This is a genomic window from Enterococcus sp. LJL120, from assembly GCF_054871765.1.
In genome coordinates this window covers 16,768-32,369 of the sequence record NZ_JBTXLV010000011.1, presented here as the reverse complement: position 1 = coordinate 32,369, position 15,602 = coordinate 16,768, and the positions used below count along the sequence as shown (strand labels likewise).

Sequence of the window (15,602 nt, the reverse complement as noted above, 5' to 3'; positions counted from 1 at the left end):
AATCTTAATTTAATTATAGCTTAAAAACTTGATATAGCAAGGAATAAATCATATGGTAACGATTATCATATGAAAACGGTTGACAATTTCATTTGCGGCTGTTATTCTCAATTTATGAAAACGATTGACATAAATGATTTTTTAGAAAATTTGTGTTAAACATTGGGGAGTTGAGAATTTGGAAACAAAAAAATGGTGGAAAGAAGCGACCGTTTATCAAGTGTATCCAAGAAGCTTTATGGATTCCAATAATGATGGGACTGGCGATATTCAAGGTATTATTCAAAAGTTAGACTATCTTAAAGACTTAGGCATCGACACAATTTGGGTGTGTCCGGTCTATAAATCACCTTGGGCCGATTATGGCTACGACATTGCCGATTATTATTCGGTGGCGGATATTTTTGGCAGTAACGCTGATTTATATGAACTCATCGAAAAAGCCCGGGAAAAAGGAATTGGGATTTTACTAGACTTGGTGATTAATCATACTTCTAATGAGCATCACTGGTTTCAAGAGGCCTTAAAAAATCCTGAGAGTAAATATCGGGATTATTATTACTTTAAAGAGGGCATTGATGGTCAGCCGCCAAACAATTGGCGTTCTTATTTTGGCGGTTCTGCCTGGGAGCCAGTTCAAAATGAACCCAATATGTTTTATTTACATGCCTTCACCAAAGAAATGCCCGATTTAAATTGGGAAAATTCTGAGATGAAACAAGAATTGTACACCATGATTAACTGGTGGCTGGAAAAAGGAATTGCCGGCTTTCGAATTGATGCGATTCTCAATATCAAAAAGCAGATGGTTGAAGGAAACGTTGCTGCGGATGGGGCAGACGGACTTGTCTCCATTGATAAATATATTATTAATCAACCGGGCGTCGGTGAGTTATTAACCGAGCTTAAGGAAAAAACTTTTGCTAATTATGATGTGACGACAATCGCTGAAGCTGGCGTCCCCGATGAAGAATTGGCAGCTTTTATTGGACCGGATGGTTATTTTGATATGTGTTTTGATTTTCGAGCAGCAGATTTAGATGTACCCGACACAGGGGCTTGGTATTTTCCAACGGATTGGACAGTCAACGAACTGCGGGATTACTTTTTTGCAGTTCAGACTGAGGTGCAAAAATATGGCTGGGGACCTACCTATTTAGAAAATCATGATCAAAATCGTTCTATCAATAAATATTTTGCTAGCAATCAGGATAAAATTTCTGATGTGACGAAAAAAATGTTAGGCACCTTGTTCCTCGGCTTTAGAGGAACTCCGGTGATTTATCAGGGGGAAGAGATTGGGATGGAGAACATTAAGTTGGACACCATTGATGACTATGAAGATGTCGCTACTCACCATCACTATAAAGCCGGCTTGCAGGCTGGCGTCGACGCCGAAAAAGTTTTTGATTTAGTGGCCTATCGCAGCCGTGATAATTCGCGGACGCCGATGCAGTGGGATGCCAGCCCTAATGCTGGTTTCACCCAAGGGATACCGTGGTTTCCGGTCAATAAAAATTATTCGACAATTAATGTTGAAACGGCCATGAAAAATCCTGATTCCGTCTATCACCATTATCGAAATTTAATTCAACTCCGGAAAAATCCCAAATACAAGGATTTATTTGTCTACGGGAGAACGGTTCCGAAGTATCTTGAACGGGATAATGTGATTGCTTATGAACGAATTTTAGATAAGCAAAAATTAGTAGTCGTAGTCAATTTTCAAGACGCAGCTATTACTTTTGAGCCAGCGGAATTAGCGGGAGAGGTCTTGAGTAATAATTATCCAGACATCGAAAACGATGGAGGAAAAGTCGTTATTCAACCTTATCAAGCCGTCATCATTTATCAAACTGAAAACTAGCATATATCAAAGGAGGTCCGACATGAAAAAGAAACTAGTTTTAGCGTTAGCTTCTTTGTCCCTTTTGGGAATACTGGGGGGCTGTGAAAATCCAGCCAATGACATTATTGAGGCAGGACCAGAAAATACCACACCCATCAAATTGTGGGTTAGTGTCAATCAAGCAGCAGCTTATCGCGAGTTGGCTGAAAAATTTGAAGATGAAACGGGCGTTGAGGTCAAAGTCGTGGAAGTCGAAGAAGCCGACGATGCCCTGTTAAAAGATGCCGACGCAGCGGCCGACGTTATCCGGATAGCCCACGACCAGCTGGGACAACTGGTGGAATCAGGCTCTGTCTATGAAAATGAAAAATATGATGAGGTTGTACGGGAGGAAAATATTCCGCTGGCTTATCAAGCTGCCAGTTATCAAGATGTTCTTTATGGTTATCCAGCAAGTGCCGAAGCCATGTTTTTATATTATGACAAACGGGTCTATGACGAAGAGGATTTAACTACCTTGGATGCCTTAACTAGTAAAGGTAAGGTGGGGATAAATATTGCGGAAGCCGGTGCCGATTACCGTTTAACCCCGTGGTTTATTGCAAATGGCGCTTTATTATACGGCGAAGATGGTGAAGATGTTAATGGAACGACTTTGAACGATGAACAAGGGCTCCACGTTTTAGAGTGGGTGGCCACGGCCAAGAGTAATCCAAATATTGTTGCTTTGAATGCTGACGAGATTAGTGCCCTGCAACAAGGAAGAATTTCGGCATTGTTTAGTGGTGTCTGGAATGCCCAGAATGTTGAGGAAATTCTAGGTGAAAACATGGGAACTGTCGTGTACCCTAAAGCGGATTTTGGCGATGGTGAAATTAATTTAAAAGCTTTTAGCGGGGTGCCGATTTTTGTTGTCAATGCGGCTTCGAAAAATCCTTCAAGAGCGATGGATTTCGCGGCCTTTCTCAGCAATGAAGAATCGCAATTATTTATTTTTGAAGAACTGAACCAAGTGCCAAGTAATATTGCCGCTCGGGAAAACGAGCTGATCCAAAATGATCAATTAGCTAGCACTGTCGCAGAGGCCACAACGGAGGAACATTCCGTTTTAATGCCAAAACTGCCGGAGATGAAAAATTTTTGGCCGAATATGAATGCTTTATTGGTGGACACATACGAAGGCAAAGTAAGCAACGCTGAGATGCAAGCGAAGCTAGATAAATTAGTAGCAGATGTGTCTCAACCAGCAGAATCAGAATAAGCAATCACCAGAAAAAATGGGTTTGTTTCCAGCTAAACTAAAATGGAGGAAGCAGAATGAAAAATGGAAAAACGAAGGAAAACTTGCTTAGTGTGTTTAAAAATGGCAGTAACGCCACTAGATTATCCTTTCTCATCATGGGAATGGGGAATTTAGCCCACCGCCAAATTATTAAAGGTCTGTTCTTTTTAGCGACAGAATTAATTTTTGTTTTTTATATGGCAACTAGCGGCATCCAAGCCTTGGTCAATTTAGTTACATTGGGAGTGAACAATCAGAGTTGGCTGTATAATGAAAATTTAGGATTCAAGGTGCGGATTGCCGGCGATAATTCCATGCTGTTATTAATCTTTGGGATTTGTACAATTTTCGCCATAGTGGGCTTTATCTACTTGTGGAGAATGAATATTAAAAGTGCCGCAAACTTAGATATGCTACAACAGGAAAATAGCCACATCCCCACTTTTGTTGAACAGGTGCGGGAGTTGATGGATGGCAAATTTTATCTGACACTATTAACAATTCCTAGTCTAAGTATTTTATTCTTTACTATCCTGCCGCTGGTTTATATGATTTCTATCGCTTTTACCAGCTATGACCACAATCACCTGCCTCCGAAAAATTTATTTGATTGGGTGGGGCTATCAAACTTTAGTAATGTCTTAACCGGTGACATTGCCGGTACCTTTTTCCCGCTGTTAAGCTGGACCTTGGTCTGGGCGACTTTTGCCACCTTCACCTGTTTCTTTTTTGGTGTTATCTTAGCTATCATGCTGAATGCCAAAGGGGTAGTCGGCAAAAAAATTCTGCGGACTTTATTTGTCATTACAATGGCGGTTCCGCCGTTTGTTTCTTTATTGGTAATGAAAAACTTGCTGCATGCGTCAGGGCCAATTAATACGATGCTGCTGAATGCCAATTTAATTGATACGCCGTTGCCATTTCTGACAAATGGCTTATGGGCCAAAATATCGATTATCTTTGTCAATATGTGGATTGGAATTCCCGCTTCGATGCTGATTACAACCGGGGTCATCATTAATTTACCGGAGGAGCAGCTGGAGGCCGCCCGTATTGATGGTGCCAATCCGTTTCAAATTTTCAAAAGTATTACTTTTCCGCAAATTTTGATGGTGATGGCACCTAGTTTGATTCAGCAATTTGTGGGGAATATCAATAACTTTAATGTCATTTATCTCTTAACTGGCGGCTTGCCCTCCAATAGTAATTACTATGGCGCAGGGGAAACTGATCTGTTAGTAACTTGGCTATATAAATTGACTGTGGATAATGCAGATTACAATTTGGCCTCGGTTATCGGGATTGTTACATTTATTTTAAGTGCGGTAGTCTCTCTACTCGTTTACACTCGTACCAGCTCATACAAGGAAGGCGGTCGTGCATAATGACAAAAAAATTTAATCTCCCGTTGAATCTCATTTTGTGGCTCTTGGCATTGGTCTGGATTTTCCCGATTTTTTGGCTGATACTAACAGCGTTTAGGGAAGAACCGGGGCAGTTCGTCTCTTATATTTTTCCGAAAGAATACACTTGGGATAATTTTAAATATTTATTTACCGAGAATCCCGATTTTCCTTTTCTAAAATGGTTGCAAAACACCTTTATCGTCTCCATTGCTTCTTGTTTATTAAACACGTTTATTACGATTTCAATGGCGTATGTCATGAGCCGTTTACGTTTTCGATTTAAAAACACCTATTTAAAAGCGGCGTTAGTCTTGAATATGTTTCCCGCTTTTATGAGTATGATTGCCGTCTACTTTATCTTGAAGGCGGTGGGAATGACGCAAACGTTAACCGGATTGGTCTTTGTCTATTCCTCAACGGCTGCTCTAACCTTTTATATTGCAAAGGGCTTCTTTGATACGATTCCCCATTCATTGGATGAATCGGCGATGATTGACGGAGCCACCAAATTTCAAATCTTTACCAAAATTACCCTGCCGATGTCAAAACCAATTATTGTCTATACATCCTTGATGGCTTTTATGAATCCTTGGATGGATTTCATCTTTGCTCGGGTCATCATGGGGGATAACATTGAAAAATATACCGTTGCAATTGGTTTATATTCCATGATTAATAAGGAAACAGCGCAGCACATGTATACGACCTTTGCCGCTGGCTGTTTAATTGTTGCTATTCCGATTACCATCTTATTTATCTATCTACAAAAATATTATGTCGAAGGAATCACTGGTGGTTCTGTGAAAGGATAAAAAAATGAAACTAACCAATCAAGTCATGCTAATCACCTATGCTGACAGCTTAGGCAAAAATCTGAAAGAATTAAATCAAGTGCTGGATAATTATTTAACGGATGTGATTGGCGGGGTTCATCTGCTGCCCTTTTTTCCATCGACGGGCGACCGCGGTTTTGCCCCGATTGATTATCGGGAGGTGGACAGTGCTTTTGGCGACTGGCCAGAAATTGAAGCGCTGGGAGAAAAATATTATCTGATGTTTGATTTTATGATCAATCATATTTCCCGCCAATCAACTTATTTTAAAGACTTTAAAGAAAAGCACGAAGACTCCGCTTATAAAGAAATGTTCATCCGAATTGACGAGTTCTTTCCTGAAAATCGACCGACACAAGCTGACATCGACTTAATTTATAAACGCAAAGACAAGGCGCCTTTTCAAGAGGTGACCTTTGCTGATGGTCAGCAGGAATTAGTCTGGAATACCTTTGGGGAAGAGCAGATTGATTTGGATGTCACGAAGGCCGTTACTAAACAATTTATTCAAGAAACGATTGCCGATATGGCGGCTCATGGTTGTTCGCTAATTCGCCTTGATGCCTTTGCCTATGCCATCAAAAAATTGGACACCAATGACTTTTTTGTTGAACCGGAAATTTGGGAATTATTGGACGAGGTTAGGGCGGTGGCGACCACACATCAAGTGGCGTTATTGCCGGAAATTCACGAGCACTATTCAATCCAAATGAAAATTGCCGATCACGACTATTTTATCTATGATTTTGCTTTGCCGATGCTGACTTTATATAGCCTATATAGCGGTCAGACAGCGCCTTTGGCAAATTGGTTGAAGATGAGCCCGATGAAACAATTTACGACATTAGATACCCATGATGGCATCGGCGTTGTGGACGCCCGGGATTTATTATCCCCGGAGGAGCTGAGCTATACTTCTGAGGAATTGTATAAAGTTGGCGCCAATGTTAAAAAAATTTATTCCTCTGAGAGCTACAATAACTTAGATATTTATCAAATCAACAGCAGCTACTACAGTGCATTAGGCGACGATGACCGTAGTTATCTGTTGGCACGGGCGCTGCAATGCTTTGCTCCAGGTATTCCCCAGGTTTATTATGTCGGATTACTGGCCGGAAAAAATGATATTGAGCTTTTAGAGGCCACCAAAGAAGGCCGCAACATCAACCGCCATTACTATGACTTAGCTGAAATTGCGGAGGAAGTTCAGCGGCCGGTTGTTCAACAACTCTTTGAATTATTGAAATTCCGCAATCACAGTGTTGCCTTTGATTTAGCTGGCAGCATCACCGTGGAGACACCAAGTGCAACGGAAATTGTCATTACCCGTAAAAATCAAACGGGTGAGGTAATGGCAATACTGACGGCTGATTGCCAAACAAAAAGCTTCAGTATTCATGAAAATGGCAAGTTGGTTTTTGAACAGTAAATAAAATTTGGCCCTACAACGGAAATTAAAACGTTGTAGGGACTTTTTGTGGTTTGAAGTTGCTGATGAAAGTTAAGAGCGTGGGAGTTGGACTAATATTTTTAAGCGAATCATGAGTAAGTTGAGCTAGTTTTTTTGATATATAGAAAACTATTTTGAACACAATAGAAGTCAATCTGAAAATTATCTTGCCACAATTCAGATACCACTAGGACTAATTAAAAATTTAGTCCTGTCTATATCAATATTTTGAATAATTCTCAAAACAAAAAATCCCCGCTGCAATCACTTGAGCGAGGACTCTTCAGGTTTCTTTTATTTCACAGCACCATTGCTCATACCGGCAATGATATTTCTTTGGAAGACTAGATAGACTAAAGTGATGGTGATGATCCCCACCGTGTAAGAAGCAAAGCTTGGGCCGTAGTCGTTGAAATATTGTCCCGTGTAGTTGTATTGGAACAAAGGCAAGGTCCACATATTGGAATCCCGATTTAAAATCAACAACGGCAACATGAAATCATTCCAGAACCACAGGGCGTTGATGATGACGGTGGTTGCGTGCATAGGTTTTAACATTGGAAAAACGATTTTGAAATAGGTGGTAAAATGGCTAGCACCGTCAATTTCAGCAGCTTCATCCAAGCTGACTGGCACGTTTAATTTGATAAAGCCAACGTATAGGAACAGCGTTTGTGGGACAGCATATGTGATGTAAAGCAAGATTAGGCCCCACATATTTGCTAAGCCAATCCGACTCATCATAACGGTAATTGGAATCATAATGACCTGAAAGGGCACGAAAATTCCTAGAATTAAAAAGAGATACATTAATCCATAAGCTTTGCCGCTGGACATTTTGCGGGCCAGCGAATAGGCAGCCATCGGAATAATTGCCGTTACTAAGAGGACGGCAATAACCGTGATTACCGCAGAGTTCCAGAAGTAATGGCCGATGCCATCTTCTAATAGTCGCTTAAAGTTATCCAACGTGCCGGGATTAGGCAGGCTGAAGAAATTATTCATAATATCTGGGGTCGTTTTAAAGGAGCTGAACAAGGTTGCTAGCAGCGGCACTAAAATCATAAAGCCGCCTAACAGCAAGAGCAAGTATTTTGGAATATTTTTTTCTTTCGATGTTTTCATTAGGAACCTCCTATTGTATTGAACTGAATTGGAGAAAAGCGGAACTGAAATCCTACTTCGTAATAAGGGAATAATTTTCTTCCAGAAAATTAGTTTGATTCTCATCCGTATATCATTCCGCTAAACAGGCTTTTTCAAGTCTTCTTTTAGCTAAAAGTTTGTTTTATTAGCCGAGAGTGACTGTGAAAAGCGGAACTGAAATCCTACTTCGTAATAAGGGAATAATTTTCTTCCAGAAAATTAGTTTGATTTTCATCCGTATATCATTCCGCTAAACAGGTTTGGCTGACTATAGCTTTTAGCTAAAAGAATGTTTTATTAGCCGAGAGTGACTGCGAAAAGCGGAACTGAAATCCTACTTCGTATTAAGGGAATAATTTTCTTGCAGAAAATTAGTTTGATTCTCATTCATCCGTTTGTTTGTAACGGATAAGCTCTTACTCGATTTCAAATTTCTTCGACATTTTTAATTGCACCATTGAAACGAGCCCGATGAGGATAAATAGGACCAGGGCGATGGCATTGGCATAGCCAAATTGGTTATTTTTAAAGGCGTAGTTGTAGACTAAAAGACCTAAAGAGGTAGTGGCGTCGTTTGGTCCGCCGCCGGTTAAGGCAAAGATTTGATCAAAGGCAGTCAGTCCGCCCTTTAAAGCCATAATGAAGACCATCGAAATACTTGGTAATAAGTAGGTCAGTTCAATATTCCAAAAAATTTGTTTATCATTGGCTCCGTCAATTCGGCCTGCTTCAATGATTTCTTGGGGAATACTTTGAAAACCAGCAAGAAAGATGATGACTGGCATGGCAATTCCCTGCCATAGCAGGACGAAAATCACAGCGAAGATAGCGCCCCAAGTGGTTCCTAAGAGGCCAGTTTGCAGAAATTCAATGCCAAGTGCATTACCGATTGTCGGCAAGCCGTAGTTGAAAATTTGTTTAAAGACTAAGGAAACGACTACGCCGGACAGAACAGCGGGGAAGAAGAACCAAGCTCGAAAGAAGGTTTTTTCGCGGATGTTGGAGTTCAAGGCCCGGGCGATTAAAATCCCAAAGCCGATTTGGCCGGCAATCATGCAAACGGTGACAATTAAAGTGAAGCCAATTGATTTAATGAACTTTGGATCTGAGAAGAGGATTTTGTAATTATTCAACCCAACAAAATCAAAATTATAGGTTAAGCCGGTCCAGTTGGTAAGACTGTAAAAGGCTCCTTGAACCATTGGAAAGTAGAAGAAGACGATTTGCAGAATAATTGGAATTGCAACAAAGATGACGGCCCAATAACGGTTTAAAAACTCTTTTATTTTCATGAAACTCCCTACCTTCCATCTGCTTTCATCGGATTAAAGAAAGCGTTCAGTGCATCCACCATCATCTGCTGGTTGCCGTTGTGTAAATAATTTGTCGTCAAGGTGTAAAAATCATTTTCGCTGTTCCAGTCTTTGGCTAACCAAACCAAGTGGCGGTCAGTAAAGGCTAACTCAGTCAGGCCGCTTAATGGCGAGTCTTCGTCATTTTCCACCACGCCCTCAACGGCGACAGGTGAACCATCGACATCATAGTATTTTTGCATCGCTTCAGGAGTGGTCATATATTCAACAAAACGCTGAGCTTCTTCTTTATGTTCAGAAGTTGCAGAAATCGACATCGCCAAATCACCGGCGCCAATCGTCAAACTTTCGCCAGCTTCATCAGCCGGAAACGGGAAGGTAGCCACTTCAAAATCAGGATCTTGCGAATTAATCATCGGCATCGCCCAAGAACCATTCGGCATAATCAAAGTATCGCCCTTTGTGAAGGTCACAACGGTGTCATTGTAGCCGGCTCCCTGCCAGTTATTTTGCAGAGCACCGGGTTCTCTTAATAAATCTAGACGATTGAAATCTCCCTGCATATCTGGCTCATCGACACTGATGCCGTTGACTTCAGAAAAACGCCAAACATCATTGGCTTCTTCTTCGCCGCCGGCCACTGTCGCTAAGGCCAGCTGATGATAACCATTTAAGGTCCAACCTTCAGACCCAGCTATTGCAAAGGGAACTTGGCCTTGAGCCTCAATGTCAGCCACTAAGTCTTGGAATTCCGCCCAAGTTTCAGGAGCTTCTAAGCCCATTTCATCAAAGGCGGTTTTATTGTAGTAAAAGCCATAAACATTAGCAGATAAAGGTACATTATAGACTTTATCATCTACAGCGAAACGTTGGGCATATTCATTTTTAATATTTTCCAAGTATGGCTCATCCGTTAAATCTTCGAGATAGCCGGCCTTTGCCCATTCCTGCAATTCAATACTTTGCGGGTAGAGATTGATGACATCCGGCACGTCACCGGCCAACATGCGGGTTTTAATTACTTCGCCGGCATTGGGAACATCAATCACCTCAACGTGAATGTCAGGATTTTCGGCTTCAAAATCTTTAGCGATTTCTTGGATAGTTTGCGACATTTCTTTTTTCTGGTTAAAATATTCAATCGTCACTCGGCCGTCGCTGCTCGTTTCCGAACTGCCGCAGGCGCTAAGGCCGACCACTGTTAAAGCTAAACCAGTGGTCAGAAGCCATTTATTTTTAGATAACTGCATTTTTTCCACTCCTATCAGTCAACAAGTTTAAAGCGATACAGCCAAGAAGAAAAATCCTCTGTCTGCTGCGGTAAATAAAAGCCGAGATTCATCAATTCGTCGCCACCAAAGAGCTCACCATTTTCAGCTTGGTAGGTTTTAGTCGGTTCTAAGCCTGTTAGTTTCAACAGGCTAAAAGGTTCTTGCCCTTGATTAAGAATTTTAAAGGCCATCACCAGCACTTCTTTTTTATCTTGAGCAATAAACTGCCACGCACATTCATTGCTGGTAAAAGGATTTTTTAAACGGGCAAATTGACCAAATTGGACCGTTTGCCGAATGTCTTTATACAAGGAAACTTGTTCAGCAACAGCTTGTTTTTCGGCCTTTGTTAGTTTTGTTAAGTCCAATTCATAACCAAAAGTCGAACTCATGGCGGCATTCCCCCGAGTCTCTAAGGAAACCTTGCGACCGGTTTGATGATTGGGAATATCAGAAACATGAGAGGTGAAGGCAGACGGCGGATAAACTAAAGAAGTGCCGTATTGAATTTTCAAACGCTCAACAGCGTCTGTATTGTCACTTGTCCATGATTGCGGCATATAGTGTAAGATGCCGCTGTCGAAACGACCACCACCACCGGAACAGCCCTCCCAAAGAATATCAGGATACTTTGTAACTAAGTTTTCTAAAAGCTCATAGAGTCCTAAAATATAACGGTGGAAGGCTTCTCCTTGATTGCTTGGCGCCAATTGTTGAGAAAAGACTTCTGACAGGCTGCGGTTCATATCCCATTTAACATAATCAACATAGCCTTCATCAAAAATGGCTGATAGCTGATGAAAGACATTGTCCCGCACTTCTTTGCGACCCAAGTCTAACAAATGCTGGCTGCGACTCGGTGCCGGCGTGCGACCAGGATAAGCCATCAGATAATCTGGATGCTCACGATATAAATCGGAATCAATGGAAATCATTTCCGGCTCCATCCACAGGCCGAATTGCAAGCCTTTTTTATGAACATAATCAGCAAAATGATTTAAGCCTTTAGGAAATTTGCGTTTGTCTACAACCCAATCCCCTAAGGAACTGTTGTCGGCATTCCGCTGGCCGTACCAACCATCATCTAGGACAAACATTTCAATGCCAACCTCAGCGGCAGCATCGACAATTGGTAATAATTTTTCTTCGGTGAAATCAAAATAAGTAGCTTCCCAGTTATTCACTAAAATCGAGCGTTCAGCGGTGCGGTACTTGCCTCGAGCTACCCGATTGGTCAATAAATCATGATAGGCTTGGCTCATTTTATTTAAGCCTTGATCTGAGTAAACCATTAAAACTTCCGGCGTTTGGAATGTTTCACCGGCATTTAACTCCCAAGCAAAATCTTCCTCATTAATACCAGCTACTAAACGCAGCTGATCAATCTGGTCCCGCTCTATTTCAAAGCTGTGGTTGCCAGAATAAACTAGATTAAAGCCAAAAACCTCTCCTTGAAATTCATCGGCGGCGCCTTTTTCTAAGGCGATGAAATTATTCATGTGATGACTTGTTGAGCCGCGGCGGCTACCGAATTTCTTAATGCCGTAGCCAATCGCTTCTTTTTGGACTTGGCGTTCTTTATTGTGGGCTCCCGGTAGCGAAATTACCGAAAATTCTTCGGCGGCAAAGTCGAGTTGCAGAGAAGCCAATTTATTAATCACAGCTGAATGATTGCTTAGATTTCTTAGCTGAGTTGAACGGGCAATCACGGGGCGATCTTGATAAATTGTGTAATAGTTAGCCAGTTCCAATTGGCTGACTTCATCAAATGAGGTGATGACCAAGGTTTCGGCTTCGTTGTCAGTTTCGACATAGGCTTGCGGTAAGCCAGTCAAATTGGGCTTTCCGGGAAACATTTCAAAGCCGGTGAATTTAAAATTCAAAGCATAACTGCCATCGGCTTGAACAATTTTAGCAGCGGGGGTTCGATAATCCCCTTCGCCGGCCATGCTGTATTCCCTTAGTAATGTGTCTTGAGAGTAGCGGCGGTCCTCAACACCAGCCAGATTGCCGGAGAAGCCGCGGTCAACTCGGGGATATTTTCTTTGACCGTGATAATTCTCAACGGCCTTGCCAAAATATAAATGGCTGATTAAATCAAAATCCTCAACTGCTAACAGGTAGCTGATCTGTTGATTTTTTAAATGAAAGACCTGCTGCTCGCCGTCGTAAGAAATTAAGTTTGTCATAGTTCTGTACTCCTTTAAAAAAATTATGTAGTGATTCAGTGAATTTGAAAACGTTTACTGTTTATGAACTAATCATAACAAGAATTTTTTTATAAAAACATGGTTAGGTGTGGGTAAAATATGTCATAATGTAATTAAGACATTTTGACATATTTTCTGGAGGGAAAGCGATGTTATACGAATACAAGAAAGTTAGTATTGAACATTTTGACTGTAATGTCCTCTTCTTTGGGCGGGAATTAACGCCGGCGGATTATGCCTATTCCGGCAATAATGCGCGGGATTACTATGTATTGCATTTTATTTTATCGGGGAAGGGTAGCTTTGCCAGTGCCGGCAATCGCATGACGCATTTAACGGCAGGGGATGTTTTTATTTTGCCGCGGGGGGTACCGTGTTTTTATCAAGCGGACCATCAAGATCCGTGGGAGTATAGCTGGATTGGTTTTTCCGGCAGCAGCGTTCGGGATATTTTGCTCCAGAGTCAATTAATGGAGCGGCATTATTTAAAGGGTGTTGCCAGCAGTCAGTTTGCCAAAGAATATCAAACTTTATATCAGAGCCTGCATCAGCCTTTGAATTTAAGTCATCGCCTCTTAGTGCAAAGCGGAATTTTTCAGACCTTTCATCAGCTGATTCAGGAATACCCTTCGCAAAAAGGCCAGTCAAAAACTAGTTCCTATGAGCATTTCAGTCAAGCGGTGCAGTTGATGAAGGATAATTTGGCAGATGGCTACAATGTTACCGATGTCGGCGCGGCACTCCATTTATCCCGCAGCTATCTCCATACGATTTTTAAAAAATTTGCGGAAAGCAGTCCACAGCAGTATTTATTAAATCTGCGGATGGAAACGGCCAAAGAATTTTTGAAGGACACCAATTATTCTCTGCAAAATGTCGCCAGTCTGGTGGGCTATAAAGACCAGTTTACATTTTCAAAAGCCTTTAAGCGGCTGGCGGGGAAATCACCGCAGGAATTTCGTTTAGAAAAATAGGTTAAGAAGAGTTTGATAAATCTTTCCACGACTAACTTAAAAATAAAAAAGACAGTAAGTTTCTTTTGAATCTCTTAGCAAAGGGTTAGCCCTTGCTGGAAATTCAAAAATAGCAACTTACTGCCTTTTTTGTTTAAGAATGTAACTTGGCTTCTTTGGCTAGTGCTAAACAGCCTAAAGTGCCGGCATTGTCCTCTAACTCCGGTGTAACAATGTATTCTGCTAACGGCGGAGTTTTGACATAGCCGTTAATTAATTTAGTGAAGGCTTGATGTACTTTTTCAACCATATGGCGCTGCTTCATCACGCCACCACCGAAAATAATTACATCTGGCGAAAGCATCAAGGTTGTATTGTAGGCACATTGGGCAATATAGTAGGCCTCCATATCCCAAAAAGGATCGGTCTCCGGAATGTCTTGGCCTTTTTTACCATTGCGTTTTTCAACGGCCGGTCCAGCTGCCATTCCCTCTAAACAGTTGCCATGGAAAGGACAGCTGCCTTTGAAGCTATCATCTGGATGGGGCACGACCATCATGTGGCCCATTTCTGGATGGCTGAAGCCTTCGACAAATTGGCCGTTTTGCAATGCACCGCCGCCAACACCAGTCCCGATTGTATAATAAACTACGCTGGATAAGCCTTGGCCTTTGCCAAAAACATATTCGCCATAGGCTGCGGCATTCACATCGGTGGTCCAAGCAATTGGCAATGAAAAAGCTTTTTTCATGCCGCCGACAAAATCAAAATTTTGCCAGGGAATTTTTGGTGTGGATGTAATAAAACCATAAGTCGGTGAGTCCCGATGAATATCAATCGGACCAAATGAGCCAATGCCGATGCCTTTTAATTCAGCGGCATATTTTTGGAAAAATTCAATCACCAAGCCCATTGTTTCTTCTGGGATGGTTGTGGGAAAACTCACTCTTTCTAAAATTTCTAATTCTTCATTGGCGACAGCGCAGACAAATTTAGTCCCGCCGGCTTCGATTGAACCGTACATGTACATTTCCTCCAGTTTATAAAAAATTAGTGATAGCCTTTGTTCAATTTATATTCCGTGGGGGTTAGCCCCAATTCGGCTTTAAATAATTTACCGAAGTAATTGCCGTCGGAAAAACCGACCGCTTCGGCGAGTTCCTGTAAATTTTTCTTTTCACCTAATAGCTCCAAGGCTTTTAAAATGCGAAACTTCCGCAGATAAGCCATCGGCGTGATGGTGTAGGCGGCCTCAAAAAGATGGATAATTTGGTATTTAGACTTAGCAAAAAGCTCCGCCAAGTCATCCAAGCCAAAATCTTCTTGAAAGTGTTCCTCTAAGTATTTTTTTATCTGCTCAGCTTCTGGAGAGCGGGCTTGTTGCAGCCGTTCCAATTCCGCCAGTAAATCTAAAAAGAAATCAAACGCCAGTTTGGCATTCTCATGTAAGCTCAAGTCTGCTGTAGCTAAGCTGTTCACCAAGTTGAGCAGCCTTTTTTGAAAGGCGGGGCTGGCCCCTTGACCAATTTGCGTGGGAGCTGGCAGCCATTGACGAAAAATTGGCGCAAATTCCAGATAGGCAAACTGCCAATCCGTACCAGAGTAACTGAATTTTCCCGGGATAGCGGCGACAAAAAAATCGCCGGGCCGTTGGGGAATATCTTTGCCGCCGCTATTTAGTTGCCCTTCACCGGCGAGGGTCAGTTGCAACACCACCAGTTGGTCTTTGCGGGCGGCACCGTCCCAAAAATAATTAGCGTGGCCTTGACTGCGGCCTGCACCTTGGATGTAAGGTAAATTTTGGGGCGATAAATAATGAAATCGTTTGACGAACTGCTGCAATTTTTTACCCACCTCCACAATTATTTCTTCTTGCGGCCAATCAGTAT

At 41.8% G+C, this 15,602-nt stretch carries 12 protein-coding genes; 6 read left to right on the top strand and 6 right to left on the bottom strand.

Annotated elements, in window-relative coordinates:
* Positions 1-178: 178 nt before the first annotated feature.
* Genes ACYSNU_RS16220 through gtfA form a run of 5 tightly spaced genes read left to right on the top strand, consistent with a single transcriptional unit; the run spans position 179 to position 6,799 of the window.
* The gene (locus tag ACYSNU_RS16220; RefSeq protein ID WP_461738213.1) at positions 179-1,867 is read left to right on the top strand and encodes an alpha-glucosidase; all 1,689 of its coding nucleotides are present in this window, start codon (positions 179-181) and stop codon (positions 1,865-1,867) included.
* 22 nt (positions 1,868-1,889) lie between these two features.
* On the top strand, positions 1,890-3,110 hold the full coding sequence (locus ACYSNU_RS16215) for an extracellular solute-binding protein (protein ID WP_461738212.1): 1,221 nt from the start codon (positions 1,890-1,892) through the stop codon (positions 3,108-3,110).
* 56 nt (positions 3,111-3,166) lie between these two features.
* Positions 3,167-4,516 carry a carbohydrate ABC transporter permease gene (locus ACYSNU_RS16210; protein ID WP_461738211.1) on the top strand — a complete coding sequence of 450 codons (1,350 nt, stop codon included), beginning with the start codon at positions 3,167-3,169 and terminating at the stop codon, positions 4,514-4,516.
* Positions 4,516-5,349 (top strand): sugar ABC transporter permease, encoded by an 834-nt coding sequence (locus tag ACYSNU_RS16205; RefSeq protein WP_461738210.1) that lies wholly within the window; start codon positions 4,516-4,518, stop codon positions 5,347-5,349. Before ACYSNU_RS16210 ends, ACYSNU_RS16205 begins: the two co-directional genes overlap by 1 nt.
* Positions 5,350-5,353: 4 nt before the next feature.
* Positions 5,354-6,799 carry a sucrose phosphorylase gene (gtfA, locus tag ACYSNU_RS16200; protein WP_461738209.1) on the top strand — a complete coding sequence of 482 codons (1,446 nt, stop codon included), beginning with the start codon at positions 5,354-5,356 and terminating at the stop codon, positions 6,797-6,799.
* 315 nt (positions 6,800-7,114) lie between these two features.
* Here the strand turns inward: gtfA and ACYSNU_RS16195 are convergent, their stop codons facing one another.
* The 4 genes from ACYSNU_RS16195 to ACYSNU_RS16180 all read right to left on the bottom strand — a co-directional run bounded on the left by ACYSNU_RS16195 (position 7,115) and on the right by ACYSNU_RS16180 (position 12,739).
* Complete coding sequence (locus ACYSNU_RS16195) at positions 7,115-7,945, bottom strand: carbohydrate ABC transporter permease (RefSeq protein WP_265457975.1); 831 nt, start codon at positions 7,943-7,945, stop codon at positions 7,115-7,117.
* Positions 7,946-8,382: 437 nt separating this feature from the next.
* The gene (locus tag ACYSNU_RS16190; protein WP_461738208.1) at positions 8,383-9,258 is read right to left on the bottom strand and encodes a carbohydrate ABC transporter permease; all 876 of its coding nucleotides are present in this window, start codon (positions 9,256-9,258) and stop codon (positions 8,383-8,385) included.
* A gap of 8 nt (positions 9,259-9,266) precedes the next feature.
* Positions 9,267-10,529 carry an extracellular solute-binding protein gene (locus ACYSNU_RS16185; RefSeq protein ID WP_461738207.1) on the bottom strand — a complete coding sequence of 421 codons (1,263 nt, stop codon included), beginning with the start codon at positions 10,527-10,529 and terminating at the stop codon, positions 9,267-9,269.
* 14 nt (positions 10,530-10,543) lie between these two features.
* Complete coding sequence (locus ACYSNU_RS16180; protein WP_461738206.1) at positions 10,544-12,739, bottom strand: alpha-galactosidase; 2,196 nt, start codon at positions 12,737-12,739, stop codon at positions 10,544-10,546.
* A gap of 170 nt (positions 12,740-12,909) precedes the next feature.
* Here ACYSNU_RS16180 and ACYSNU_RS16175 point away from each other — a divergent pair, with 170 nt between their 5' ends.
* Complete coding sequence (locus ACYSNU_RS16175) at positions 12,910-13,734, top strand: AraC family transcriptional regulator (RefSeq protein ID WP_461738205.1); 825 nt, start codon at positions 12,910-12,912, stop codon at positions 13,732-13,734.
* Between the two features lie 133 nt (positions 13,735-13,867).
* Here ACYSNU_RS16175 and scrK read toward each other — a convergent pair whose 3' ends face one another.
* Positions 13,868-14,737 carry a fructokinase ScrK gene (scrK, locus tag ACYSNU_RS16170; protein WP_461738204.1) on the bottom strand — a complete coding sequence of 290 codons (870 nt, stop codon included), beginning with the start codon at positions 14,735-14,737 and terminating at the stop codon, positions 13,868-13,870.
* Between the two features lie 26 nt (positions 14,738-14,763).
* Positions 14,764-15,573, bottom strand: a complete 810-nt coding sequence (locus tag ACYSNU_RS16165; RefSeq protein ID WP_461738203.1) for a helix-turn-helix domain-containing protein — start codon at positions 15,571-15,573, stop codon at positions 14,764-14,766.
* Positions 15,574-15,602: the final 29 nt, after the last annotated feature.

Coding starts and splice junctions, on each gene's coding strand:
- ACYSNU_RS16215 (WP_461738212.1), top strand. CDS start 1,890: ATGAAAAAGAAACTAGTTTTAGCGTTAGCTTCTTTGTCCCTTTTGGGA.
- ACYSNU_RS16210 (WP_461738211.1), top strand. CDS start 3,167: ATGAAAAATGGAAAAACGAAGGAAAACTTGCTTAGTGTGTTTAAAAAT.
- ACYSNU_RS16205 (WP_461738210.1), top strand. CDS start 4,516: ATGACAAAAAAATTTAATCTCCCGTTGAATCTCATTTTGTGGCTCTTG.
- gtfA (WP_461738209.1), top strand. CDS start 5,354: ATGAAACTAACCAATCAAGTCATGCTAATCACCTATGCTGACAGCTTA.
- ACYSNU_RS16195 (WP_265457975.1), bottom strand. CDS start 7,945: ATGAAAACATCGAAAGAAAAAAATATTCCAAAATACTTGCTCTTGCTG.
- ACYSNU_RS16190 (WP_461738208.1), bottom strand. CDS start 9,258: ATGAAAATAAAAGAGTTTTTAAACCGTTATTGGGCCGTCATCTTTGTT.
- ACYSNU_RS16185 (WP_461738207.1), bottom strand. CDS start 10,529: ATGCAGTTATCTAAAAATAAATGGCTTCTGACCACTGGTTTAGCTTTA.
- ACYSNU_RS16180 (WP_461738206.1), bottom strand. CDS start 12,739: ATGACAAACTTAATTTCTTACGACGGCGAGCAGCAGGTCTTTCATTTA.
- ACYSNU_RS16175 (WP_461738205.1), top strand. CDS start 12,910: ATGTTATACGAATACAAGAAAGTTAGTATTGAACATTTTGACTGTAAT.
- scrK (WP_461738204.1), bottom strand. CDS start 14,737: ATGTACGGTTCAATCGAAGCCGGCGGGACTAAATTTGTCTGCGCTGTC.